Origin of the sequence: Erwinia tracheiphila (assembly GCF_021365465.1) — a bacterium.
In the GTDB taxonomy this organism is placed as follows: domain Bacteria; phylum Pseudomonadota; class Gammaproteobacteria; order Enterobacterales; family Enterobacteriaceae; genus Erwinia; species Erwinia tracheiphila.
On record NZ_CP089932.1, the window covers coordinates 3,594,617 to 3,618,900 of the forward strand.

Below are 24,284 nucleotides of genomic sequence, written 5' to 3' on the forward strand. Positions count from 1 at the left end.
TATGCACCCTCCGGGCAGTCAGGTTTTGTCCCTCTTTGCGACATAGCGGATATTCTGTGTGCTTGAAGTAGCTGGAAAATTCCGCAACACTGAGCGTCTGTAAACGTTTACCCAGGAAGGCTTACGATTTATGACCACGATTAAGGATGTTGCCAGGTTGGCTGGCGTTTCTGTCGCAACGGTTTCCCGCGTCATTAATCACTCACCGAAAGTCAGTGACATCTCGCGGCAGGCCGTACAAACCGCAATGGAAGAGTTGCAATACCATCCTAACGCCAACGCCCGTGCGCTGGCGCAGCAGTCCACGGAAACCATGGGACTGGTAGTGGGTGACGTTTCCGATCCCTTTTTTGGCGCACTGGTGAAAGCGGTGGAACAGGTTGCCTATGAAACCGGTCACTTTTTACTGATTGGCAACGGTTATCACACTGAGCAGAAAGAGCATCAGGCCATTGAGCAATTGATTCGCCATCGCTGCGATGCGCTGGTGGTCCACGCAAAAAAAATTCCCGACGAACAACTACTTTCGCTCATGGCACAAATTCCCGGAATGGTGCTGATAAACCGGTCGTTACCCGGTTACGAGCAGCGCTGTGTGGCGCTGGACGATCACTATGGTGCCTGGCTGGCCACCCGCCATCTGATTCAACAGGGCCATCAAAACATTGCCTTTATCTGCTCCAATCATCCAATTTCAGACGCCGAAGAACGCCTGCAAGGCTATTACCATGCCCTGTGTGAACATCAGCAGCCCTGCAACGATCGTTTGGTCGCCTATGGCGAACCGGATGAAGTAGGCGGTGAGCAGGCGATGACCGAGCTGCTGGGCCGGGGTAAACCGTTCAGTGCCGTGGCCTGCTACAACGATTCGATGGCAGCCGGTGCGCTGGCAGTGCTAAATGATAATGGCGTCCGGGTGCCGGAAGAGATGTCGCTGATTGGTTTTGATGACGTGCTGGTTTCACGCTATGTAAGACCTCGCCTGACCACCGTGCGCTACCCGATTGTCACCATGGCGCAACAGGCCGCTTTACTGGCGCTGGCTTTAGCCGACAATCAGCCGAGGCCGGAGGTAACGAATCTTTTCATCCCGACGCTGGTCCGCCGCCATTCGGTGGCCCCACCGGGCTGAAAGCGAGATTATAGCCCCTGTTCCAGCGCCAGCAGGTCCTGCATGGTCTGGGGGCGGCGAATCGTCCTGGGCAGGCCCGTATCAAACAACACTTCCGGTAGCAGCGGACGGCTGTTGTAGTTTGAGGACATGGAGGCACCATAGGCGCCCGTATCATGAAACACCAGGTAATCGCCCACCTTAACCGACGGCAGCGTGCGCGTTTCGACGATGCCGCCTTCCAGCTGAGTAAACACATCGCCTGACTCACACAGCGGTCCCGCCACCACGCTTTCTACGGTGTGCTGCGCGTTCAGATCACGCCCGTCTCCGGCCATCGCAGAAATATGGTGGTAGCTGCCGTACATCGCCGGGCGCATCAGGTCGTTAAAACCGGCGTCAACCAGCACAAAGTGACGGCTGCCCATCTGCTTTACTGCGCGAACCTGAGAGATCAGCACGCCAGATTCCGCCACCAGAAAACGACCGGGTTCAATTTCCAATTTCACCGGATGCCCGAGATGCTGCTCAATACGCTTACGCGCCGTATCCCACAGGGTAAAGTAATGCCCAGTGTTAATCGCCTCTTCATCCGGACGATACGGAATGGACAAACCGCCGCCCGCCGAAATGGCATGCAGATCCTGATCGAAGCTGACCACCTGATTAACCATCGCATCACACACCAGCTCCAGGTGACCATAATCAACCCCGGAGCCAATGTGCATATGAATGCCGATAAGCCTGAGCTGGTGACGCTGTATGGCGGCCAGCGCCAGAGGCAAATCCTGCGGCCAGATGCCATGTTTACTGTTTTTGCCACCGGTATTGGTTTTCTGACTGTGACCATGACCAAAACCTGGGTTAACACGCAGCCAGATCGGATGGCCTGGAGAGACCTCGCCAAGCTGATCGAGCATATCAACGGACCCGGCGTTGACGGGGATGCTGAGTTCAGCCACCCGCACCAGTGTAGGTGCGTCCAGGACGTCAGCAGTAAACACAATGTCATCGCCGCCCGGTTCGAATCCGGCAGCCAGCGCACGCTCAATTTCACCGACGGACACCGAATCCACTTTCACACCGCTGGCTTTCATCAGCCGCAAAATGTGCGTATTCGAGCAGGCTTTTTGCGCAAAACGCACCACGTCAAACTGCTGTAGCTGGGCGATACGCGCACGCATGATGTCGGCATCATAAACCCAAACGGGGCCACCCATTTGCTGCACCAGCGGCAGAAGGTTATCGCGATGTAGAGCAGTATCAGTGTTATCGAGCAGACGTGGCATAGCATTTCTCCTGAAAGTGAAACGATATTACGCCATAAAGGCATCGGGATGAAAAATATCTGTTTTATGGCAGTCTATTCATCCATGATATGGTTTTTTCTTTTTGGAAACGAATGAATGACCAGCATCACCCTGCGGCATATTGAAATCTTTCATGCGGTGGTTACCACAGGCAATCTCACCGAAGCGGCGCGTTTGTTGCACACCTCGCAGCCGACCGTCAGTCGTGAGCTGGCAAGGTTAGAAAAAATCAGTGGGCTGAAGCTGTTTGACCGCGTTCGTGGCCGTCTGCAACCCACCACGGAAGGATTACGGCTGTTTGAAGAGGTTCAGCGCTCCTGGTACGGACTGGACCGCATTATCAGCACAGCCGAAAGCCTGCGCGAATTTCGCCAGGGAGAACTGTCCGTGGCCTGCCTGCCCGTTTTTGCCCAGTCGCTGCTACCGCTGCTTTGCCCCACTTTTTTACAGCGTTATCCTGACGTCAGCCTGAATATTATTGCCCTGGAGTCTCCGCTGCTTGAAGAATGGCTGTCGGCACAGCGCTACGATCTGGGATTGACGGAAACCACTCAGACACCGGCGGGGACGACACGCACCGAACTCTTTACCGGAATGGAAGTCTGCGTGCTGCCCGAGGCGCATCCACTGGCAGAAAAAACCTGTCTGACACCCCAGGATTTCAGCCACCAGAATTATGTCAGTCTGTCGCGCACAGACAGCTACCGACAGCTTCTGGACCAGCTGTTCAACGAGCAAGGCGTTGTCCGTAGGATGGTCATGGAAACCCACAGTGCAGCGTCAGTCTGTTCGATGGTCAGAGCCGGAGTGGGTATTTCCGTGGTCAATCCGCTGACGGCGGTAGATTACGCCGCCAGCGGGGTGGCAATCAGACGCTTTAGCGCTGACATTCCTTTTACGGTGAGTCTGATCAGGCCGCGCCACCGGCCCTCCTGCACGTTGACAGAGGCTTTCTGCCGCCATCTGCAACAGCATATCAGCCTGTTTAACCAACGGCTGGACAGTCTGCTTGATTAAGCGCGGACAGCCTGAGGCCGACCACCGGAACGACGGAAAGTAAACAGGCACACCAATAAACCAACCAGTGCCAGCCCTGCGGCCACCATCGGCACCACCGTCAATCCATAGCCTTTAGCAATCGTCGCACCACCTGCCCGGGCACCGAAGGCATTTCCGACATTGAACGCCGAAATGTTCAGCGTTGACACCAGGTTAGTCTCATCTTTGCCATGACGAACCACATTGATTTGTAATCCTGGCACGATGGCAAAGGTCGCCATCGCCCACAACAGCAGGGTGATTTCCGCCAGTAACAGCACCTGGCTGGCCCAGCTGAACACCAGCGAGAACAGGGCAATCAGCGAAAAACTCAGTATCAGACTGAAGGAAACTTTCCAGTCAGGCAGCCGTCCACCGAGCATATTCCCTGCGGTGAGGTCCGCGCCAATCAGAAAAAGTGTCCAGCTGACGCCATGATTGCTAATACCGGTGACCTGCAACAACAGCGGTGCAATATAGCTGAACAGGGCAGAGGCGAAACAGACAGTCATAAGCAGTAACAGCCATAATTTCCCATTAGCCAGTGCACCGATCTCACTTGCCAAGTGCACCGGTTTTTCATCGCGGTTGGCGGGCAAACTAAGTATTAACGACATAAAGGCAAACAGGCCAATAACCGCCACGCCCCAGAAAGTGGCGTGCCAGCCAAATATCTGACCAAACCACGTCCCCAGCGGCACACCCAATACGTTAGCCAACGTCAGCCCTGTAAACATTAACGCAACGGCGGAGGCCTGTTTGCCTGGTTCGACCAGGCTGGCCACCACCACCGACCCAATGCCAAAAAAAGCGCCGTGGCACAGGGCGGTAATGATTCGGGCCAGCATCAGCAGGTGATAATCTGCGGCCAGCGCACAGAGGACATTGTCCACGATAAAAATCGCCATCAGCAATATCAGCGTGCTTTTTCGGGGCAACTTCGCCGTTAATAAGGCCATGATGGGCGCACCAATGGCCACGCCCAGCGCATAGCCACTGATTAACCAGCCAGCAGAAGGAATTGATACCCTGAGGTCGACAGCCACTTCCGGCAGCTGCCCCATGATGACAAACTCCGTGGTACCAATAGCAAAAGCGCTTAAAGCCAGTGCCAGTAAGGAAACGGGCATGTTTTCTCGAGATATTCTGTGGGTTAACGTGTCAACGGTAACGGACAGTTAAAAATTGAACTGAGCGTGAATGGTGATTAATTTTGATCCAAATCACAAATATTATTTAAACACAGCTTGTTGATGCCATACAGCGTGTTAATGAAGCACAGCCCTTTCTGATAAAGATCTGTTTTATCCTGAACGGATTTAACAGGCCTTAATGCAGAGTGATATACCGCAAAATCGTTCTGCCACCTTTTACTTCCATACGGTCATTTATAAATTCTACTTACCCTTACCACTCAGAACATTCTTATGTTTATTCTGAAAAATACAAAAAAATGTCAATTAAGGCGGAATATCACCGTCTTTGTGTTAACGTTTAATTATTAAATTTTTTTTAGCATTAGCCGATACCTCGATGATGGATTACCGGGCGTTTCATGTGACATGCTTGATCTATTCTTTGCCGAGGACTAAAAATGCGATGCACAGTGACCCTATTTTCTCTCATGTTGATGGGATGCTCAGTTGGGCATTATGAGTACAGCAAAGAAGCGGAAAAACGGGTTGATATGACCGTTACCGGCATCCCTACGATCCTTGGTGCAGGCACATTGGGTACCACTATTCCGTTAACGTCGGAATACAGCCTGACGGCGGCCCATGTGGCAAAATTCTCGCTGTACCGGGTTAAATCCCGGCATCCGCTGTGTGACCTTGCCGTGATCTATCATCATAATCCCAACATCACGGTACCCCATTTTCGTAACGGCCGCATTGGCGACAAAATCAATATGTACGGCTACAGCTTTATCTCCGCCATGCCGGTTGCCTCAAGTGGCACCAATCTGGTGAATACCGGCCTGAAAAATGACTGGAATAAGCTGGGATGCGTGGTGGTAGCCTCAGATGCGGGGGTGGTTCAGGGGATGTCCGGCGGGGCAGTATACAATGCTTCAGACGATGCAATCGCTGGCGTGATTGTCGGGTATTCTTCGCGAATTAATGACATGAAAACCGGAAAAACCTTATACAAAGACACATCGCTGTATATCCCTTATGCCAGCTTTAGAGAATGGCTGGATAGCGCGATCAAATCTTGACGAGGCATGCCGCTTCCTGAAGGGATGGTGGCACTGAGAATAATGGCACCGACCTGCCAAAACCTGTCTGTAGTGGTCAACTAAAAAACTGGCCGTCGCCTTTCGGAAATTCAAGATTGCGGGCTTCACTGGCAAAAGACAGCGTTAACTTGCCTTTTGTCGTCACCGCCTGCTGCCGCAATTTATTGCGTTGTAACATACCACCCTCTTTCTTCTTCAGACTCTGGTACGCAGGAAGTCATGAAAATATGCTTTTAATTCAGCAATAAAAGAAACTTTCATTCTGCTCTTCCTGTCAGTCCCTGCCCGGCACAATAAGGACATCAAGCCTGCCAGCCAGATCGAGTACATCGTCATAAGTTGCGGGATGGTGAACCAGGCTGAGTGATTCATCGGTTTGGCATAACGATCCCGGTTTAATCCTGTCACCAAAGAGCATCATCGCAAATGCAGTGTCATCCTGCCTCGATACCCATCTCAGCCCCTGCGCCGCCGGACTTTGCTGATAAAGCTTTTCAGCCCATTTGCGCGTGATCGGATACTGACCCTTTTCGGTGTCGATTAACGCTTTGCGACTCATACCCAGCTTACGCAACGACACATTGGTCAGATCCAGTAATTCCAGATCCTCGACGACTTCAAGTGTGGAGTGTACTTGTCCCTTCAGCTTACTTTTATCATACGTTTTAACGCCGGGCGCAAACGAGACATCATGGAAGACCGTTTCCATCATGGCACAGTCTTTGGTTACCCCTGTGTATATAGTCGGGACAGGCTCACCTTCCGCATTCTGTATAGGGCTGAATCGCGCGTTGCCACGCAGGCCAGGATTAAACTGATCGGCGGCATACTGCTCCTGATGTACACGATGCAATACGGTGCCTTTCTTTAACAAGTACGGTGTTATATTCAGGAGGCCAGAATGAGGCTGTGACGTATTTCTGATCTCATCATACTCATGTTGCTTCGGCACCGCTTTTGCCTTCGTGGGGCCTTTAGTCATGCTCTACTCCATGAATTTCATCCCTGGCCGCCTCAATCACGCGTTCAGGCTGCGTAGCCAGCATGTCCTGTGGCCGTTCCCCGCCCAGAAAGCTGTTGGCCGACAAAAACCAAAATGCCATCCCCCAACCGTCCTTATAATCGTTAAATACCTCAATCACATGAGCCATTGATTTCAGTGGCCGGAAGCCCTCATCCTTGTTCAGTCCATAGGCCGGGAAGTAATCGACACCATTATGGTGGATGGCAAAAATGCGGCCAGCCTTCTTCCATTTATTCGGCTGCGCACTCGGGTTGGCGGTGCTTAACTGTGCCAGCTCTGTTATTTCCGCAGCAGTCAGCCAGTCACCACTTTCCAGCACGCCCTTGCGGGCTTTAACCAACATCGCCACTTCTTTGATAATGTGTGGTGATGTTGGTACAGGTGGCACCAACGCCTCCGCCAGGCGTTCGAGCGTTACACGGCTTTGATGCTGCTGTTGAAATACCCCGAACATGGAGGACGCCATATTTGACAGGTTTTCAATCAGAGCCTTTGTTCCATGATGATTCTGGTGCTCGAAAGTGACAACCAGCACTTGCTCCGCACGGGACTGGTTGAGACGGACTCTTACTTCTTTAGGGGTTCCAACCAGTGTGGAAACGCCATGGTGCTCTTTCTGGACATTCATAAATGCGCTCTCATAAAGATTATCAACATGATTAAACAATATCATATCCATGATAACCTTCCAGAACATTCTTCTCTCTTTTATTTCTCTGCCACACGCACCGTCTGTACATCCAGCGTCTTAACAATCAGTCCACCAGCTGCACTGGAGCAATGGCCTGCCCGCGAATTACAGCCTTATAACGCGCTGCGTTTGAACATCCGCCGATGAGAGTTTTACTAAATTTTAAGATGTTTCAGTTGAAGAAATATGAAGTGAATTGTTTTTGTTTGAATAAAATCTCACAGGATTTTTTCTGGGTAGTTTAGTTAACAGACTGATGTAACCAACGGTGTGTTTTAACTTCATTCAGTAGCCTGTGGAAATCAGTAGCACAACGATCTGAAGCGTCGTCTTTAAGCAGGCGTTCGGGCAATCAGCCTGTCGCTATTGAGATAGCAGCAAGGGCGATGTGTACCGTTAGTGTCTGTGTCTGTTTCTGTTTGTAGTGGCACACTGAATTTGTCCACCTGAGTTGAGGTGATATGCTCACCTCAAAATTTCACAGGTGAACCAATGAGCAAGGTATTTACTGCTGAATTTAAACTTGAAGCGGCAATGCGGGGCCTCGACCAGCACTACACACACGGTGAAGCTGCTAAGGCGATGAATGTCAGTCTTTCTGCCATCAACCGGTGGGTAAAATCGTTACGTCTGCAGCGTCAGGGAAAAAAACATCGGGGCTGCCTGTCACTCCTGAGCAAACTGAACTCAGGGAAATGAGAAAACGTATACAGCGCCTTGAAATGGAAAACGAAATCCTAAAAAAGGCTACAGCGCTCTTGATGTCGGACTCCCTCAACAGTTCTCGATAATCGACAGTCTGAGGGCGCATTACCCGGTTGCCTCATTGTGCCGACTGTTCGGTGTTCACCGCAGCAGTTATCGCTACACACGTAAAAACAGTACTGAGCCTGATGCTGACCGTGCCGTTAAACGCCGTCTGGTCAGCGAGGTCTGGAACGCCAGTGGGGGTTCCGCCTGTGCCAGAAGTATCGCCACGATGGTCACGACAAAGGGCGTACAACTCGGTCGATGGCTGGCTGGTCGACTGATGAAAGAGCTGGGTATCACCAGTTGTCAGATACCGGGGCATAAATACAAACGTGGGGGCAATGAGCATGTTGAAATCCCGAATCTTCTTGCCCGGCAGTTTGCAGTGACAGAACCGAATCAGGTCTGGTGCGGTGATGTGACCTACATCTGGACGGGCAAACGGTGGGCTTATCTGGCCGTGGTGCTGGCTCTGTTTGCCCGTAAACCGGTGGGCTGGGCGCTGTCGTACTCACCAGACTCAGACCTCACTATAAAAGCACTTCAGATGGCATGGGAGCTACGGGGGCGGCCATCAGGCGTGATGTTCCACAGTGTTCAGGGGAGTCATTATACCAGTCGTCAGTACCGACAGATGCTGTGGGGCTACCGGAGCACACAGAGCATGAGTCGCCGGGGAAACTGCCGGGATAACAGTCCGATGGAGCGGTTCTTCCGTAGACTGAAGAGTGAATGGGTACCAACGACGGGCTACGAAAGCTTAGGGGAAGCACGGTTATCGATAATCCGATATATCACGGGGTACTACAGTGCTCTCAGGCCTCACTGGAATAACGGCGGCTTAACGCCAAATGAATCAGAGCGGCTGTTCCACGAACAGTCAGGTCGTGTGGCCAAAATTAGTTGACCACTACAGTAAATGTTGGCCGGGATTGTTGAACTGAGGCCATCAGGCCCCCCGTCACAGCGGCTGGATAAGCGCGGTAGATAGCACGGATACATCCTGTGTCTGTAACAGGTACCCGAAACGGCACCTGGAGTTCAGTGCAGAGTATTTATGACGCAAGGTACAGAAACCCCATTTACTGCTGCTGACTTTCAGTTTTTTTGTTTCTTACTGGCGATATGATGACAGACCGTACAGCCCGCCGCTGCGCCTGCCACACCATGATGACAGGTTAAGAAAGCGTAGCTGAAACAGCCATTTCTGATGGTCAGTTTGTATAAAACTTAAAACTGCTTACCCGTTGTTACGAAATCAGCTGTGACAACGACGTTACACTTTGCAACTCGACCGCAACTGAGTTCGCAGAAAAGCCAATCTGTGGCTTGCATTGTATTCTGTCCATGCCGGAAAGTATCCGTATTGCAGGCGCTGTGCGGCGATACCGGCACAGCTACACAGATGCATCTGAAAGGCAAACCCAGCATGTTTTTTGCGTCAAATTACTGACCAGGTTATATCACCCTATCTTCTGTTGCACAGACTTCAGTAAACCCGAGTGAAATTGAAAAATAACCATAATCAATCCTAAGAGACCGTATCTGACCACGTTTGTGCAGGCTGAGCCCGGTCAGGATAATATTTACGGGTGCCATTAATTATTTAAGAAATCAGAATTCACGCTTTACGACAATATACCCTGTGAATTTCACCGAGCACTCATCATCGTTGACGATATGGGATCCAATAAAGATGTTTTTATGATTTTTATGATTTTTATGATTTTTATGATTAAAATAAGTGTGTTTAACGATAAGGTTAACCGGATTATCCTGAGTATATATCGCTAAAAGATCTTTTCTTTTAACAAATTCTGTTGGACCTTTATCTGCCAGCCAGCCTGAGAATGTGGCATCCAGCGGATACTGGCCTAAAAGTTCCAGGGTGGTCCTGTCCATATCAAGCTCCTTCATCCCTATCCCCATATCATTTCGCATGGCATTAACAAGCGACATATCAACAGAGCGCCCGATGACCACACAGGGATGGGTCATGGCGGGAGAAAGCGCGGGCAGAAGCATGACTGAAAACACTATCGCTTTTATCATTTTACAATAAGCTCCCTGTCTCCACTGTCCCATAATGCTTCCCGAAATTTTAATTTCAAAATAATGCATCCCTGCGACGCCCCGCCTGGATCACGAATGCTGTCTCCATGAATGGCAAAAGCAACGCGGTTGCACATATTGTTTGCACTGTTTGGCGTCAATGGCAGCGTATAACGCCCGGTTCGGTCGGAATCGCGAGAAGGTTCTATTCGGTAACGACCGCGCGGAAGCGGCCCTTTATTTTTTTCGCATTCAAAATCAGGATCATTATAAAAACCGCGTGCGCCCGCATAATTGTCCGTAAACCTGAACTAGCCATTCAGATAAAATTCCGCTTTTCTGACATAATATTCCCACGGCATTCCTTTTCTCCCTGTCCATTTATTATTCCCTGCTGATTATATAATGCGACCTGTCATTAACAACAAGAAAAACAAAGAAGAAATGAAAAGCCAGTCACAATAATAGTATTGTGCTTATTTTTTGAAACCGTGGAAATAATATTTCCGCTACGCCTGCCGAAATACCAGAAAAAAGGGGCTAAAATATTCACCCCTGATATTCAGCACAAATCGGATTATTTACTGCCCGGACGTAAGGCCGGAAACAGAATCACATCGCGAATAGTATGGCTGTTGGTAAACAACATCACCATTCTGTCAATGCCAATGCCCAGACCTGCGGTCGGCGGCATCCCATGCTCCAACGCAACAACGTAGTCTTCATCATAAAACATCGCTTCGTCATCGCCCGCCTCTTTGGCATTAACCTGCTGGAGGAAGCGTTCAGCCTGATCCTGAGCATCGTTAAGTTCAGAGAAACCGTTACCAATTTCACGGCCGCCAATAAAGAACTCAAAGCGATCAGTGATCTCCGGGTTGAGGTCATTACGACGTGCCAGCGGGGACACTTCAGCGGGATATTCGGTAATAAAGGTTGGCTGGACCAGATGACTTTCTGCCGTCTCTTCAAAAATCTCCGTCACCAGGCGACCCAGCCCCCAGCTTTTCTCTATTTTGATCCCAAGCGACTGTGCAATGGCAGAGGCTTTATCAACGTCATCAAGATCGGCAAGGTTAGTCTCAGGACGATATTTCTGAATCGCTTCTTTCATCGTCAGCTTTGCAAACGGCTGACCAAAATCGAATTCCCACTCGCCATAGGGCACCACGGTGCTACCCAAAACGTCCTGAGCCAGCGTGCGGAAAAGGCTTTCGGTTAATTCTATCAGATCATTATAGTCTGCGTAAGCCATATAGAGTTCCATCATGGTGAACTCTGGATTATGACGCGGTGAAATCCCTTCGTTGCGGAAATTACGGTTAATTTCAAACACCCGGTCAAAACCACCCACGACCAGACGCTTGAGATAGAGTTCCGGGGCAATACGCAGATACATATCGATGTCCAGCGCATTATGATGCGTGATAAACGGACGCGCCGCCGCGCCGCCGGGGATCACCTGCATCATCGGGGTTTCCACTTCCATAAAGTCGCGACCAACCATAAAGCTGCGAATGCCAGCCATGATCTTCGAACGCGCTTTAAAGGTGTTGCGGGATTCTTCGTTAGCGATCAGATCGAGGTAACGCTGACGATAGCGGGTTTCCTGGTCAGCCAGACCGTGAAATTTGTCCGGCAGCGGACGCAGGGCTTTTGTCAGCAAACGTAGTTCATGACAATGAATAGACAGCTCGCCGGTTTTGGTTTTAAACAGCCTGCCGCGCGCGCCGACGATATCTCCAAGATCCCATTTTTTGAACTGCTCGTTGTAAATACCTTCCGCCAGATCGTCGCGGGAAACATACAGCTGAATGCGGCCACCCACATCCTGTAAGGTAACAAAGGACGCTTTTCCCATGACGCGACGGGTCATCATACGCCCGGCAACGCTTACCTCAACGCCAAGCGATTCCAGCACGTCGTTGTCCTTTTCATCGTATGCGGCATGAAGCTGCCCGGAAACGGCATTGCGGCGAAAATCATTTGGAAATGGCACGCCATTTTCACGCAGCACACTGAGTTTTTCGCGACGCGTTTTCAGTTCATTATTTAAATCCAGTGGGGCGTCAGCACTCTGCGGTTGTAGTTCAGACATGTCAGTTCCTTATAGCCCTGCTTTCAGGCTTGCTTCAATAAATCGGTCCAAATCGCCATCCAGCACCGCCTGCGTGTTGCGGGTTTCCACGCCGGTACGCAGATCTTTAATGCGGGAGTCGTCCAAGACGTAAGACCGGATTTGGCTCCCCCAGCCAATATCGGATTTGTTATCTTCCATCGCCTGCTTCTCAGCATTTTTCTTTTGCATTTCCAGCTCATACAGCTTCGCCTTCATCTGCTTCATCGCCTGGTCTTTGTTTTTATGCTGAGAGCGATCGTTCTGACACTGCGTCACCGTATTGGTGGGAATGTGAGTAATACGCACCGCCGATTCGGTCCGGTTTACGTGCTGACCGCCCGCGCCGGAAGCACGGTACACATCAATCCGCAGATCGGCCGGATTGATCTCAATATCAATATCGTCATCCACTTCGGGATAAATAAAGGCAGAACTGAATGAAGTATGACGGCGGCCACCGGAGTCAAACGGACTTTTACGCACCAGGCGATGAACACCGGTCTCCGTCCGCAGCCAGCCATAGGCGTAGTCACCGATGATGCGCAGGGTGGCAGATTTGGTTCCGGCGACATCGCCTTCGGATTCTTCAATAATTTCCGTTTTGAAGCCTTTCGCTTCGGCCCAGCGCAGGTACATACGCACCAGCATGCTGGCCCAGTCCTGCGCCTCAGTCCCACCGGAACCAGCCTGAATATCAATGTAGCAGTCGGCGCTGTCGTACTGGCCGGAGAACATGCGGCGGAATTCCAGTTCAGCGAGCTTCTTTTCCAGCCCGTCCAGTTCTGTAACCGCTTCATTAAAGGTGTCTTCGTCTTCTGCTTCAACCGCCAAATCCAGCAAACCGGAAACATCTTCCAGGCCCTGGCTCATCTGGTCAAGCGTGGCGACAATCACTTCCAGTGAGGAGCGCTCTTTACCCAGCGCCTGTGCACGTTCAGGCTGGTTCCATACGTCCGACTGTTCCAGCTCGGCATTTACTTCTTCTAAGCGCTCTTTCTTTGCATCATAGTCAAAGATACCCCCTGAGAACGCCGCTGCGCTCAGAGAGATCCTGAATTCGGTTTTTTACAGGATTAATTTCAAACATAATTTGGTCTTCAACAGTCTGTCATGTAATGGCGCAGTTTAACCGAATTCAGGCAGGGTTTGTAGCATTGAAAAGCGCGATTTGATTGAAGATAACGGGGTGACGCCTGCATCAGAGACAAGCAAAACATGATGATGTGCTGGATCCGCTTTTCAGATGATTAACTCGCACGGCGATATATCACCCAGTCAGGAGAATAAACGTTTTTTCTAAAAAAATGATGCCCACGCTGAATAGCAAAAAGAAATAGTTGAATAGCGTTGCATCTGCGTCGTTAATTAATTTTAAAATCGACATGACCAATAATGTCGAAAAGAGCAGCCTCGTCAGAATACGCTAAACGTATTCACGCTATAAAAAATATGTCGTCGAACAGTAATGGCAATCGAATGAATAACGCCGCAACAACGCGACATTCGTTGAATGATGCATAACCGCACTTAATGGTGCGGTTATCGCTAAATGGTCTCTCACAATGGCCAGAGGTGATCGATGATTAACTGAAGATTACGATTGCCACGAAACTCATTAATATCAAGCTTGTAGGCCATTTCAACCTGTTTGACGCTCGGATCAGGCCAGCGCGTGGTGTCGACATTAAAGGCGATGCCATCAAGCAATGGCCCACCGCCCAGCGGTTCAACCATCACCTTCAGATGGCGCTCCCCCACCAGCCGCTGCTGAATAAGCATGAACTTACCGTCAAACTGCGGTTCCGGGAAAGCCTGTCCCCACGGGCCTGCGTCACGCAGTAATTCTGCCATCGGCAGGGTCAACTCCTGAGGCAGCAGCTCACCGTCCGACCAGATCACACCCTGTAACGATGCCACATCCAGCCATTCCCCCACCAGATCTGAAAAATGCTGGCGAAACACCTCAAAATTTGATGCATCCAGGGATAAGCCCGCCGCCATAGCATGACCACCAAACTTAAGGATCAGCCCCGGATGCAGCGTGTCCAGACGTTCCAGCGCATCCCGCATGTGAAAACCAACAATTGAACGCCCCGAACCTTTCAGGGTACCGCCACCCACCGGGGCAAAGGCAATAACCGGTCGGTGAAAGCGCTCTTTCAGTCGCGATGCCAGAATCCCCACCACCCCCTGATGCCACTCCGGGTGATACATGGCGATACCAGGCGGCAGTGCCTCACTGCTTTGCTCAAGACGTTCGCAGAATGCCAGCGCATCCACCTGCATCCCCTGCTCAATCTCCTTTCGGGTCTGATTCAGCGAATCCAGCTCTGCCGCCAGCATACGTGCCTGTGCCTGATCCTCGCTGAGTAGCAGCGCCACGCCAACGGACATATCATCAAGTCGCCCAGCCGCGTTCAGTCGCGGCCCGAGTGCAAAACCCAGATCGTTAGCAGCCAGCTGGCGAGCATCACGGTTAGCCACCTCAAGCAGCGCCCTGATCCCCACGCGACATTTACCCGCCCGAATGCGATTAAGCCCCTGCCAGACCAGAATGCGGTTGTTCATATCCAGCGGCACCACGTCTGCAACCGTACCGAGTGCGACCAGATCAAGAAGTTCTGCCAGGTTAGGCAGCGCGTCTACACCGCTGTCACGCAGCGTTGCACGCAGGGCCAGCATCAGATAAAACGCCACGCCCACGCCCGCCAGTGAACGAGAGGGAAAAGCGCAGCCCTCCAGATTGGGATTAACGATTGCATCTGCATCCGGCAGCGTTTCTCCCGGCAGGTGATGATCGGTTATCACCACGGCAATGCCTTTTTCATGCGCCAGACTGACGCCCGCATGGGATGAGATACCGTTATCCACGGTAACAATTAGCTGCGCGCCGCGGGCGGCGGCCTGTTCCACCACTTCCGGGCTAAGACCATAGCCATCCTCAAAACGGTTAGGTACCAGGTAACTGACGTGGCGGCCGCCCATACTGCGTAGCGCCAGCACCGTCAGGGCGGTGCTGGTTGCGCCGTCAGCATCGAAATCACCCACAATCATAATACAGCTGTGATTAACGATTGCCTGATGAAGAATGTCAGCCGCGCGCTGAATACCGTCAAGGGTGTGGAATCCGTGAAGGTTCCTGACCCCACGGTCCAGTTCTTCTTTCTGCTGCACGCCGCGAAAGTGATAAAGGCGTCGAAGCAGGGGATGGAGATCGTCAGACAGTAAACACGTTTCCGCCGCCTCACGGCGCCGGAGTTCAGTTTTACCTTTCACTTCAGTTAGCTACCTTTCTGACTGTCAAGCATCTGCTTCATTTCCTGCGGTCCCTGATAACCCGGAATTACCATACCGTTTTGCAGAAGAATGGCAGGTGTACCCTGAATTCCGTAAAGCACCCCAAGCTGATATTGTTTGGCAAGATCGATGCTGCAGTCTGCAGGTGACACGGTTTCACCCTTCATTGCTGCATCAAAGGCTTTTTTTCGGTCCGCCACGCACCAGATAGATTTCATATTTTTGGCAACCTGCCCTTTCATTCCTTCACGAGGGAAGGCAAGGTAGCGCACGGTAACACCTAACGCATTGTAATCGGCCATTTGCGAATGCAGCTTGTGGCAATAGCCGCAGGTGATATCGGTAAATACCGTGATGACATGTTCTTCTTTCGGCGCTTTGTAAACGATCATCTCATCGCGAAGCGCATCAACTTTTTTCTGCAGCAGGGTGTTAGTGACGTTGACCGGCTGCCCCCCTGCACTTACGTCGTACAGCGGACCCTGGATAAATTGTTTACCGTCTTCGGTGATGTACAACACACCGCTTTCTGTCAGCACGGTTTTCATGCCTGGCAAGGTGGAGTGCTGTATATCAATCTGCTGCAGGCCAAGCTTTGTCAGCGAGTGGCGGATTGCTGCATCATCGGCGTGGGCAAAGCCAGTTACGGCGGTGATCAGCAAGGAAAGTAAAAGGTGACGCTTTTTCATTTCATATCCTTTAAGCCTCATTATCGGGCTGTTTATCTTCGCGTCAGGCGCGAGGATGATGGAGTTGATGTAGCTGGCGCAGCCGCTCGGTCGCGACGTACGTGTAAATCTGCGTAGTAGACAGGTCACTGTGTCCCAGCAGCATCTGTACAACACGCAGATCCGCACCATGGTTCAGCAAATGCGTGGCAAAGGCATGGCGCAGTACGTGCGGGGACAGTTTCTCACTGTCAATCCCTGCCAGTGTGGCGTAATGTTTGATCCGATGCCAGAAAGTTTGACGCGTCATTTGCTGTGCCCGATTGCTGGGAAATAAAACATCAAGCGTCTGCCCATTCAGCAACCAGGGACGACCATACTCAATAAACTGCTCAAGCCAGTACACGGCCTCTTCACCCAGCGGGACAAGCCGCTCTTTATTGCCCTTGCCAATCACCCGCACAACCCCCTGGCGCAGGCTGAGATTATTGAGAGTCAGGCTGACCAGCTCAGTGACGCGAAGGCCGGTAGCATACAATAATTCCAGCATGGCTTTGTCACGCAATTCAAGCGGTTGTTCCGTCGAGGGTGCCTGTAACAGACGCTCAATTTGTGCTTCGCTGAGATCCTTTGGCAACCGCTGCGGCAGTTTGGGTGAGGCCAGCGTTGCCGTTGGATCGTCTTCACGCAGCTTTTCCCGGTACAAATACTGGAATAAACGACGCATGGCACTCAGCAGTCGGGCAGAGCTGGTCGCTTTATAACCGCCCTCCAACCTTTCAGCCAGAAATGCCTGTAATTCAGCCGACGCCACCAGCAGTAAATTCCTGTTGTGATGCGCCAGCCAGTCCAGCAGCGTACGCAGGTCCAGTCGATAGGATGCCAGCGTATTTTCCGCCAGATTCCGCTCCACCCAGATGGCGTCAAGAAACTGTTCAAGCAGATCGCGGTCCTGCATATCGCCTCCTTATTTCTGTGCCATTGGCAACGACGCTGCCGTGTTGCAATTCTGATATAATCCGCGCCATTGCACCACGAACATTGAGTTAACAAGAGATGAATATTGGTCTTTTTTACGGTTCCAGCACCTGCTATACCGAAATGGCAGCAGAGAAAATACGCGATTTTATCGGTGAAGATCTTGTTACCCTGCATAACCTGAAAGACAATGCGCCCGAACTGATGGAACAGTACGACATGCTGATTCTCGGCATCCCTACATGGGATTTCGGTGAATTGCAGGAAGACTGGGAGGCCATCTGGCATAAACTGCCGACGCTTAACCTTAGCGGCAAGATCGTTGCGCTCTATGGGTTGGGCGATCAGGCGGATTACAGCGAATGGTTCCTGGATGCGCTTGGCATGCTGTATAAGGTTCTGGCACCACAGGCCGTGAAGTTTGTAGGCTTCTGGCCAAACGAGGGTTACCAGTTCACCAGTAAAAAACCGCTCACGGCTGAGGGCAGCCATTTCGTGGGCCTGGCCCTTGACGACGTTAACCAGTTTGATGCGACAGACGAACGCATTGCACAATGGTGTGAACAGATCCTGACGGAGATGGCCGGTTTACTGTAGTGGCCAACCCCGCTTGTAGGACTTATTGCCAGGTGCGGGCTATCACTCAGGAATATCCGTGCAGGAATGCATAATCAGCGCCGTTCGCCGCAGGGGTAGTGCAAATAGCCTATAGAGCCGCCCGAAGTAATTGCTTTCGAAGCGATCGCCAGTCTTCCGCGGACATACTGTCTGAAAATAACCAAAGCTTTTCGCGTTCTCCGGTTGCTGAACGCAGCGTCATTAAAATAGCCTGTCGGGTAATCCAGGGTCGCCCGCGAATCTGCCAGCGCTTCTGCCGCCATTGCACCTGCCGCCCCTCAAACAGGGCAATTTCTCCCTCACGGTTGCCTATTCTCCGCTGGCTCCGCACGCACTCAAATATCGTTAGCGTGAGGAGTGACATCCACACCACCGTATAGCTGGCCGGCCAGGGTGCCAGCAGCACAATCAGGATCGCCACGCCGTGCAGCAGCAATGAAAACCACTGTGCTCGCCATGAGACCCGCAGCTCAGAGTGCCACAGGGCCACGTTGCTTGTTTCGCTGCTGAATGAGAAGCACCATACGTTTCAGCTCGGTGTCTGGCGGCTCGCCGTAATTCATCAGCCAGTTAAAAAGATCGGGATCGTCATTTTCCAACAGGCGTACAAAAACCAGTTTGTCACTGTCGCTCAGTGAATCGTACTCATATTCAAAAAACGGCATAATAGAGATATCCAGTTCACGCATGCCACGACGGCAGGCCCAGTGAACACGGGCTTTATTACTTATATCCATTTTTTCCATCGTCAATCAGTCAAACATGGCAACCAGTGTATCGCGTTTTTGCCAAGATGTTGATGCAGCAATTTTTAGTTCAGGTCGTCCTGCACAACGTGACCGGGTTCTTTGCAGAAATATCACCGAATTTGTGCGCCACTTTCAGAAAACTGGTTGCAAAGCCGACCGGCTCTTTTAACATGATGGCAGATTTATTTTACTCAGGAAGACATTATGTCGACGTTCTCTTTCGTACCTCGTCAGCCCGCTGCTTCTTGCCGCTTGCCGCTTACGCTGATCTCACTGGAAGCATGGGCGCTGGTCAACGTTACTGGCGCAGACCGCATCAGCTATCTTCAGGGGCAGGTCACGCTGGATGTTGCCGCGCTGGCTGCCAGCAATCACCTGCCCGCAGCTCACTGCGACGCAAAAGGCAAAATGTGGAGCAATTTGCGTCTGTTTCATCGCAAGGAAGGACTGGCCTATTTGGTGCGGCGGAGCCTGCGTGACGCGCAAATAACCGAACTGAAAAAATATGCAGTCTTTTCTAAAGTGAGCATTTTCGCTGATGATGACGCAATGCTATTGGGTATTGCCGGTTCACAGGCACGCGCCACTCTCTCCCGCTTTTTTGACACGCTGCCAGATGCCGACAACCCGTCAATCGAAGTAGATGAAACCACGCTGCTGTGGTTTGCTTTGCCCGCCGAGCGCTTCCTTATAATAACCAGCCAGGACAACATGCAGGCGCTGTGCGATGCCCTGGAGGGCCATGCACAGCGGACTGACAGTTCGCAATGGTTAGCGCTGGATATAGAAGCGGGCTTCCCGGTCATTGATGACGTCAGCAGCGCACAGTTTATTCCGCAGGCCACCAACCTGCAGGCACTGGATGCCATCAGCTTTAAGAAAGGCTGTTACACCGGACAGGAAATGGTTGCCCGGGCAAAATTTCGCGGAGCCAACAAGCGCGCCCTTTACTGGCTGGCGGGCAGCGCCGACCATCTTCCTGCGGCTAACGATGCGCTGGAGTTAAAGCTGGGTGAAAACTGGCGTCGCACTGGCACCGTGCTGGCTGCATGCCGGATGGACAACGGTGAAGTGTGGGTTCAGGTGGTGCTGAATAACGATTTGGAATCTGACAGCGTGCTGCGAGTTCAGGGCGATGAGGGTAGCAATCTTGCCATTCAGCCCCTTCCCTACCGATTGAACTAACCTTCACCGACTTTCAGGGGCTGAAAAACCGCCTCTGAAAGTCAGGAAACATAAAAATAAATTGCCAGGAAGTGGCATAAGCTCCCGCCCAAAACAAAGCCATGCCAGATGGCATGATTATAAGGAATCCTTTTTGCCACGTAGAAGATAACGACCGGGGTCGTGACGCATATTTATTGATAATGATGAAGAGTAAGATACCAACCGATGATCTTATCGTGCATTTCCTCTGACTTCGAAAAGCAAATTGTTCTGCGGGTCAGTCGTTTGATATGTGTGCGAAGATTAAGATTATGCCGTTCTGTCCGTTGGGTATATTTCTTGCTCACCACGTGGCCTGTTGCACTTAACAGAACTTTATAAACCGGCCAGGCATCTGTCATATAAAAGGCAAGGTTAAATTTGCTTAACAGGGCCAGCAATCGTCGCAGGGTCGGGGCATTTCTCGGGCCGAAGACGTGGGCCAGAGCACGTTTGCGGATACGGTCATAAGCATAGAACAACCACCGGGGATTGCTTTTACACCGCACGTAAGACCATTGTTCACCGGCTTCACAGCAGATAACAACCTCCGTTTCGGGGTCGATATTCTCAGCTACCTGCTTTGGCGAAATTTTTTTACGTGCCGCAGAACCGTATTGAGGCTGATACCGAGAACCCGTGCGGTATCGCGACATCCGTAACCATTCATGGCCATATTAACAATGGTCTGGTGTGTGTCTGGTTTGGCACCGGAGTAGCTAAAGTTGAGCAGAAAGGTCTTTGAACAATGCTTGCAGATCTAACGTTGGGCACCGGATGCTGAATGTCCGTTACATCGTACAGCATGAGTTTCATTGCACTGAGGGCAGACGACATCAACTTTAGCCATATGTTACATCCAAATCGCAAAGCATACGTGATCAGCAAGTCTGCGTCACGACCACGCCCGGTGAATAGATAATCCCGCCCCATGCCAACAGCCACACTCCGCCGGGAGAGATCGCTAACGTAAGCTGGCAAATAACGATCAGCGAGAGCCAGCCCATTAAAAGATAGGTAGCCACGGAGAACGCCTCAAAGCGGTGAACAAACAGAAGTTTAAATAACACACCAGCCAGTGCCAGGCTTCAGATGACGATAGTCAAAATAGGCGCCAGCGGCAACTTTAACCCCATCAGCAAGAACGGCGTATACGTACCCGCAATTAGAAGATAAATAGCGCAGTGGTCCGGCTTTTTCAGCCAGAACTTTGCGCGCATGGGTAATCACATGGTACAGCGTGGAAGCCAGAAAGAGCAGGATCATACTGCCGCCGTACAAACTGTAGCTGGCGAGGACTGAACATGGCCCTGAATTACGATAAGGTCGCTGAAGAAATTATTGCGTTAATTGGCGGAAATGATAATTTGATCAATATCACACATTGCGCCACCAGGCTGCGATTTATATTAAAAATTCACGATAAAGTTAATAAAGAACAATTAAAACGAGTAAAAGGTGTTATTACCGTTATTGAAGCCAGTGGTCAATTGCAAATAGTTATTGGCAACCATATCAGTCAGGCCTATGCGACTGTATTAAAGCAGGTAAAAATTGACGATAATATCGCGATGGTCGCCCCAAATGTGGGCATTATCAGCCGCCTGATGGATATTATCTCCAGTATTTTTGCCCATTTTCTCTATCCACTGGCGGCCTGTGGTGTGCTGCAGGGAATACTTTCATTGGTTAGCGCCCTGGGCTGGATGGATCAAGCCAGCGGCGCATATCGTATTCTCAACTTTGTTTCCTGGGCGGGCTTTACTTTCCTGCCGGGCATCACCGTACTGCCCGTGTTTTTTAAGAAGGGCATATGCAGCAGTTTACCGGCTTCCTGCTGTCAATCGCCGTGGCATTTGTGTCAGGCACCCTGTTCACCTGGTTTGCAGGCTTTAAAGAACCGCATGTGGCACCTTCACAGGGCTGATCCGCGGCTAAATTGTATTGACTATTTAAGGGACAGTATTGATGACCACATATCAGCAGTTACCAAAAGATTTTCTCTGGGGAGGAGCTGTTGCTGCACATCAGGTTGAAGGGGGGTGGGATCGGGAAGGTAAAGGTCTTAGCATTGCGGATGTTCTCTCAGGCGGCGCGCACGGTGTTGACCGGGTAATAACCGACGGTATTCAGCCCGGCTACCGCTACCCCAACCATCAGGCCGTGGAGTTCTACTCCCGTTATAAAGAGGATGTGGCGCTGTTCGCTGAGATGGGATTTAAGTGCTTTCGTACTTCTATTGCCTGGACACGTATTTTCCCCAACGGCGATGAGCAGAAGCCAAATGAAGCGGGCCTGCATTTTTATGATGATCTGTTCGATGAACTGCTTAAATACAATATTGAGCCGGTCATTACACTGTCGCACTTCGAGATGCCCTGTCATCTGGTGAAAAAGTATGGCGGCTGGCTCAACCGCAAGGTGGTGGATTTCTTTGTTCGCTTCAGTGAAGTGGTATTTGAGCGTTATAAGGGCAAAGTGAAATACTGGATGACCTTTAACGAGATCAACAACCAGCGTAACTGGAAGTATCCGCTATTCGGATATTGCTGCTCTGGCGTGGTGTTTACTGATCACGACAATCCTGAGCAGGCGATGTATCAGGTGCTGCACCACCAGTTTATCGCCAGCGCAAAGGTGGTCAAACTGGGCCATCAGATCAACCCGGGTTTCCAGATTGGCTGCATGATTGCCATGGTACCGCTGTACCCTTGGTCATGTCATCCAGACGATGTCATGCTGGCACAGCAAGCCATGCGCGAACGCTACCTGTTTAGCGATGTGCACATGCGCGGCAACTATCCTTCTTACATCCTTCACGAGTGGGCGCGCAAGGGCTACCACATCGAGATGCAACAAGAGGATGCCGAGGTGCTGCGTGAGGGGTGCGCGGACTATATTGGCATAAGCTACTACATGAGCAATGCGGTGCAGGCTAATGCAAAGGGCAGCGGCAGCGCCCTGTCTGGTTTTGAAGGGAGTGTGCCAAACCCCCATGTCAAAACATCGGACTGGGGCTGGCAGATCGATCCGGTTGGCCTGCGTTACATCCTTGCCACCCTTTACGAGCGCTATCAGAAACCGCTGTTTATCGTTGAAAACGGCTTTGGCGCAATCGATCGGGTGGAGGAGGATGGCCAGATTAACGATGATTACCGCATCGCCTATTTGCAGGCACATATCGAACAAATGAAGCTGGCGGTGTTTTATGATGGGGTTGAACTCATGGGCTATACGCCCTGGGGCTGCATTGACTGTGTTTCCTTCACCACCGGCCAGTACAGCAAACGCTACGGTTTTATCCACGTTGATAAAAATGACGATGGCAGCGGCACGTTGAACCGCACCAGGAAAAAAAGCTTTGCCTGGTATAAACAGGTGATTGCCAGCAACGGCGAATGTCTCTGAGAAAAAAGTCTGGACGTTCAGTTACCACAGGTGCGCATGAATGCGCACCCTACATAAACGATCATAAACCAGGGGTCGCAATTTATGGCGACCAGTAAACCTTACCGCCTGTTGTGGTTTTAAGGCCCGCCTGCCGCATTGATAAAGGTGCCTGTGGCACAGCTCAACAGCCCGCTGATAGCCTGAGCAATATCTTCCGGCTGGCCGCCACGTATGTACGAGCTTTTAAATGGCCTACACGGCCAAATAGTGTCTTAACGCGCATCGCCACGCTTCGTTTATCAAACTTAAGTCGGTGCAGCGTTACATGGTTTAACCGGATAAAGGGAATGTCGTCAGACCGAACCCGTTGCCATCAGGTCAACAAACCATGTGGATGTAACCACCAATCAGCACCCAGCTAATTGCGGTTTTTTGTAGCAACGCCGTCGCATGAACAAACCGCCAGCAAGTACCCTGCTATAACAAAAATCGGGACGGAAATCAGAAACAGCACAACATTCTGATTCATTTCGTCATCGCTGGTCATCGGCCCAACAAATAGCCAGGACATTATGGCATGAACAGGTTGGAGCCGGGGGAGATTCTTGCACGCAAAAAACAATGCCCCTGCGTGTAACAGTGGCGCTCTGGTCGGGTTTAGTCGTGCGTGAGGGGCAGCCTATCAGGCTGTTGTATTTTCTGGTCAGTGCTGCATTCTGTGTGCCGGGTGTGAGTGCGGCCAGTTGCTCTATCACATCCAGCGTGTTGGTGAACAGACGCAGCAGATTAAGTCCGTCAATTCCCAGTACGATCAACGGGGCCATGATCCGCTGGACAGTCCCCTGAATCCGTTAAGTGGAAACATCCACATTTCATCCACACTTACAAATTCTGAGGGGTACCCCGACATCCAAAGTAATTACTAACCGATTGAATTAATTCGGTTAGTAATATCCGTCCTGCTATTAAAAAGCCCCATCTCTGGGACTGCAATTTTTGATGTGGTCACAGTGTGAATCAATTCCTTTTGATTAAATAAGTTAA

The 24,284-nt window shown here is 51.1% G+C and carries 20 protein-coding genes and 6 pseudogenes; 8 read left to right on the plus strand and 18 right to left on the minus strand.

The window, feature by feature from the left end; translation table 11 throughout:
- The first annotated feature begins 130 nt into the window (after positions 1-130).
- Positions 131-1,132, plus strand: coding sequence for an HTH-type transcriptional regulator GalR (gene galR, locus LU633_RS18700; protein ID WP_016190232.1), 1,002 nt, complete (start codon positions 131-133; stop codon positions 1,130-1,132).
- Between the two features lie 8 nt (positions 1,133-1,140).
- On the opposite strand, the gene lysA is transcribed toward galR, so the two are convergent.
- Positions 1,141-2,400 carry a diaminopimelate decarboxylase gene (gene lysA, locus LU633_RS18705; RefSeq protein ID WP_016190233.1) on the minus strand — a complete coding sequence of 420 codons (1,260 nt, stop codon included), beginning with the start codon at positions 2,398-2,400 and terminating at the stop codon, positions 1,141-1,143.
- 117 nt (positions 2,401-2,517) lie between these two features.
- Between lysA and LU633_RS18710 the strand changes: the two genes are divergently transcribed.
- Positions 2,518-3,438: a LysR family transcriptional regulator gene (locus LU633_RS18710; protein ID WP_016190234.1), complete on the plus strand. Its 921-nt coding sequence runs from the start codon at positions 2,518-2,520 to the stop codon at positions 3,436-3,438.
- On the opposite strand, the gene LU633_RS18715 is transcribed toward LU633_RS18710, so the two are convergent.
- The gene (locus tag LU633_RS18715) at positions 3,435-4,589 is read right to left on the minus strand and encodes an MFS transporter (RefSeq protein WP_016190235.1); all 1,155 of its coding nucleotides are present in this window, start codon (positions 4,587-4,589) and stop codon (positions 3,435-3,437) included. The genes LU633_RS18710 and LU633_RS18715 overlap by 4 nt on opposite strands.
- Positions 4,590-5,053: 464 nt before the next feature.
- Between LU633_RS18715 and LU633_RS18720 the strand changes: the two genes are divergently transcribed.
- Positions 5,054-5,677: a hypothetical protein gene (locus LU633_RS18720; RefSeq protein WP_040465321.1), complete on the plus strand. Its 624-nt coding sequence runs from the start codon at positions 5,054-5,056 to the stop codon at positions 5,675-5,677.
- Positions 5,678-5,753: 76 nt separating this feature from the next.
- On the opposite strand, the gene LU633_RS25835 is transcribed toward LU633_RS18720, so the two are convergent.
- The 3 genes from LU633_RS25835 to LU633_RS18730 form a co-directional block, all read right to left on the minus strand.
- Complete coding sequence (locus tag LU633_RS25835) at positions 5,754-5,876, minus strand: hypothetical protein (RefSeq protein WP_256371722.1); 123 nt, start codon at positions 5,874-5,876, stop codon at positions 5,754-5,756.
- Between the two features lie 96 nt (positions 5,877-5,972).
- Positions 5,973-6,680: an RES family NAD+ phosphorylase gene (locus LU633_RS18725; protein WP_016190237.1), complete on the minus strand. Its 708-nt coding sequence runs from the start codon at positions 6,678-6,680 to the stop codon at positions 5,973-5,975.
- Positions 6,673-7,401, minus strand: a complete 729-nt coding sequence (locus LU633_RS18730; protein WP_232426817.1) for a hypothetical protein — start codon at positions 7,399-7,401, stop codon at positions 6,673-6,675. The genes LU633_RS18725 and LU633_RS18730 overlap by 8 nt, the downstream gene beginning before the upstream one ends.
- A gap of 504 nt (positions 7,402-7,905) precedes the next feature.
- On the opposite strand from LU633_RS18730, the pseudogene LU633_RS18735 reads away from it, so the two are divergent.
- A pseudogene (locus tag LU633_RS18735) lies at positions 7,906-9,070 on the plus strand (IS3 family transposase).
- 707 nt (positions 9,071-9,777) lie between these two features.
- On the opposite strand, the gene LU633_RS18740 reads toward LU633_RS18735, so the two are convergent.
- From LU633_RS18740 to xerD, 7 genes and pseudogenes are all read right to left on the minus strand, one after another.
- Positions 9,778-10,284 carry a hypothetical protein gene (locus LU633_RS18740; protein WP_233485070.1) on the minus strand — a complete coding sequence of 169 codons (507 nt, stop codon included), beginning with the start codon at positions 10,282-10,284 and terminating at the stop codon, positions 9,778-9,780.
- Positions 10,212-10,451, minus strand: a pseudogene (locus tag LU633_RS18745) (tlde1 domain-containing protein); the annotation flags it as partial. The gene LU633_RS18740 and the pseudogene LU633_RS18745, both read right to left, overlap by 73 nt.
- Before the next feature lie 341 nt (positions 10,452-10,792).
- Positions 10,793-12,313 (minus strand): lysine--tRNA ligase, encoded by a 1,521-nt coding sequence (gene lysS, locus LU633_RS18750; RefSeq protein WP_016190240.1) that lies wholly within the window; start codon positions 12,311-12,313, stop codon positions 10,793-10,795.
- Between the two features lie 9 nt (positions 12,314-12,322).
- A protein-coding gene (prfB, locus tag LU633_RS18755; protein ID WP_152664187.1) for a peptide chain release factor 2 occupies positions 12,323-13,421 on the minus strand; the annotation gives its coding sequence in 2 pieces (ribosomal slippage) (positions 12,323-13,345 and positions 13,347-13,421; 1,098 coding nt in all).
- A gap of 470 nt (positions 13,422-13,891) precedes the next feature.
- Positions 13,892-15,610 carry a single-stranded-DNA-specific exonuclease RecJ gene (gene recJ / locus LU633_RS18760; protein WP_016190242.1) on the minus strand — a complete coding sequence of 573 codons (1,719 nt, stop codon included), beginning with the start codon at positions 15,608-15,610 and terminating at the stop codon, positions 13,892-13,894.
- 5 nt (positions 15,611-15,615) lie between these two features.
- Positions 15,616-16,320: a bifunctional protein-disulfide isomerase/oxidoreductase DsbC gene (dsbC, locus tag LU633_RS18765; protein WP_016190243.1), complete on the minus strand. Its 705-nt coding sequence runs from the start codon at positions 16,318-16,320 to the stop codon at positions 15,616-15,618.
- A gap of 43 nt (positions 16,321-16,363) precedes the next feature.
- Entirely contained in the window at positions 16,364-17,257 is an 894-nt protein-coding gene (gene xerD, locus LU633_RS18770) for a site-specific tyrosine recombinase XerD (protein WP_016190244.1), read from the minus strand.
- A gap of 98 nt (positions 17,258-17,355) precedes the next feature.
- On the opposite strand from xerD, the gene fldB reads away from it, so the two are divergent.
- Complete coding sequence (gene fldB / locus LU633_RS18775) at positions 17,356-17,874, plus strand: flavodoxin FldB (RefSeq protein WP_016190245.1); 519 nt, start codon at positions 17,356-17,358, stop codon at positions 17,872-17,874.
- Between the two features lie 109 nt (positions 17,875-17,983).
- Here fldB and LU633_RS18780 read toward each other — a convergent pair whose 3' ends face one another.
- Together LU633_RS18780 and sdhE are read right to left on the minus strand one after the other, a co-directional pair.
- Positions 17,984-18,385, minus strand: coding sequence for a protein YgfX (locus LU633_RS18780; protein ID WP_016190246.1), 402 nt, complete (start codon positions 18,383-18,385; stop codon positions 17,984-17,986).
- Positions 18,366-18,632, minus strand: coding sequence for an FAD assembly factor SdhE (gene sdhE, locus LU633_RS18785; RefSeq protein WP_016190247.1), 267 nt, complete (start codon positions 18,630-18,632; stop codon positions 18,366-18,368). The genes LU633_RS18780 and sdhE overlap by 20 nt, the downstream gene beginning before the upstream one ends.
- A gap of 216 nt (positions 18,633-18,848) precedes the next feature.
- Between sdhE and ygfZ the strand changes: the two genes are divergently transcribed.
- A complete protein-coding gene (ygfZ, locus tag LU633_RS18790) occupies positions 18,849-19,829 on the plus strand; it encodes a tRNA-modifying protein YgfZ (protein ID WP_016190248.1) in 981 nt (326 codons plus the stop codon).
- A 41-nt stretch (positions 19,830-19,870) separates the two neighbouring features.
- Here the strand turns inward: ygfZ and LU633_RS18795 are convergent.
- The 3 pseudogenes from LU633_RS18795 to trhA form a co-directional block, all read right to left on the minus strand.
- A pseudogene (locus LU633_RS18795) lies at positions 19,871-19,981 on the minus strand (PAQR family membrane homeostasis protein TrhA); the annotation flags it as partial.
- A gap of 21 nt (positions 19,982-20,002) precedes the next feature.
- Positions 20,003-20,700 (minus strand): annotated as a pseudogene (locus tag LU633_RS18800) (IS1 family transposase).
- A 49-nt stretch (positions 20,701-20,749) separates the two neighbouring features.
- Positions 20,750-21,146: pseudogene (trhA, locus tag LU633_RS18810) on the minus strand (PAQR family membrane homeostasis protein TrhA); the annotation flags it as partial.
- 8 nt (positions 21,147-21,154) lie between these two features.
- On the opposite strand from trhA, the pseudogene LU633_RS18815 reads away from it, so the two are divergent.
- A pseudogene (locus LU633_RS18815) lies at positions 21,155-21,625 on the plus strand (PTS transporter subunit EIIB); the annotation flags it as partial.
- 193 nt (positions 21,626-21,818) lie between these two features.
- Positions 21,819-23,258 (plus strand): 6-phospho-beta-glucosidase, encoded by a 1,440-nt coding sequence (locus LU633_RS18820; RefSeq protein WP_016190252.1) that lies wholly within the window; start codon positions 21,819-21,821, stop codon positions 23,256-23,258.
- 515 nt (positions 23,259-23,773) lie between these two features.
- On the opposite strand, the gene LU633_RS18830 is transcribed toward LU633_RS18820, so the two are convergent.
- Complete coding sequence (locus LU633_RS18830) at positions 23,774-24,064, minus strand: hypothetical protein (RefSeq protein ID WP_016190253.1); 291 nt, start codon at positions 24,062-24,064, stop codon at positions 23,774-23,776.
- Positions 24,065-24,284: the final 220 nt, after the last annotated feature.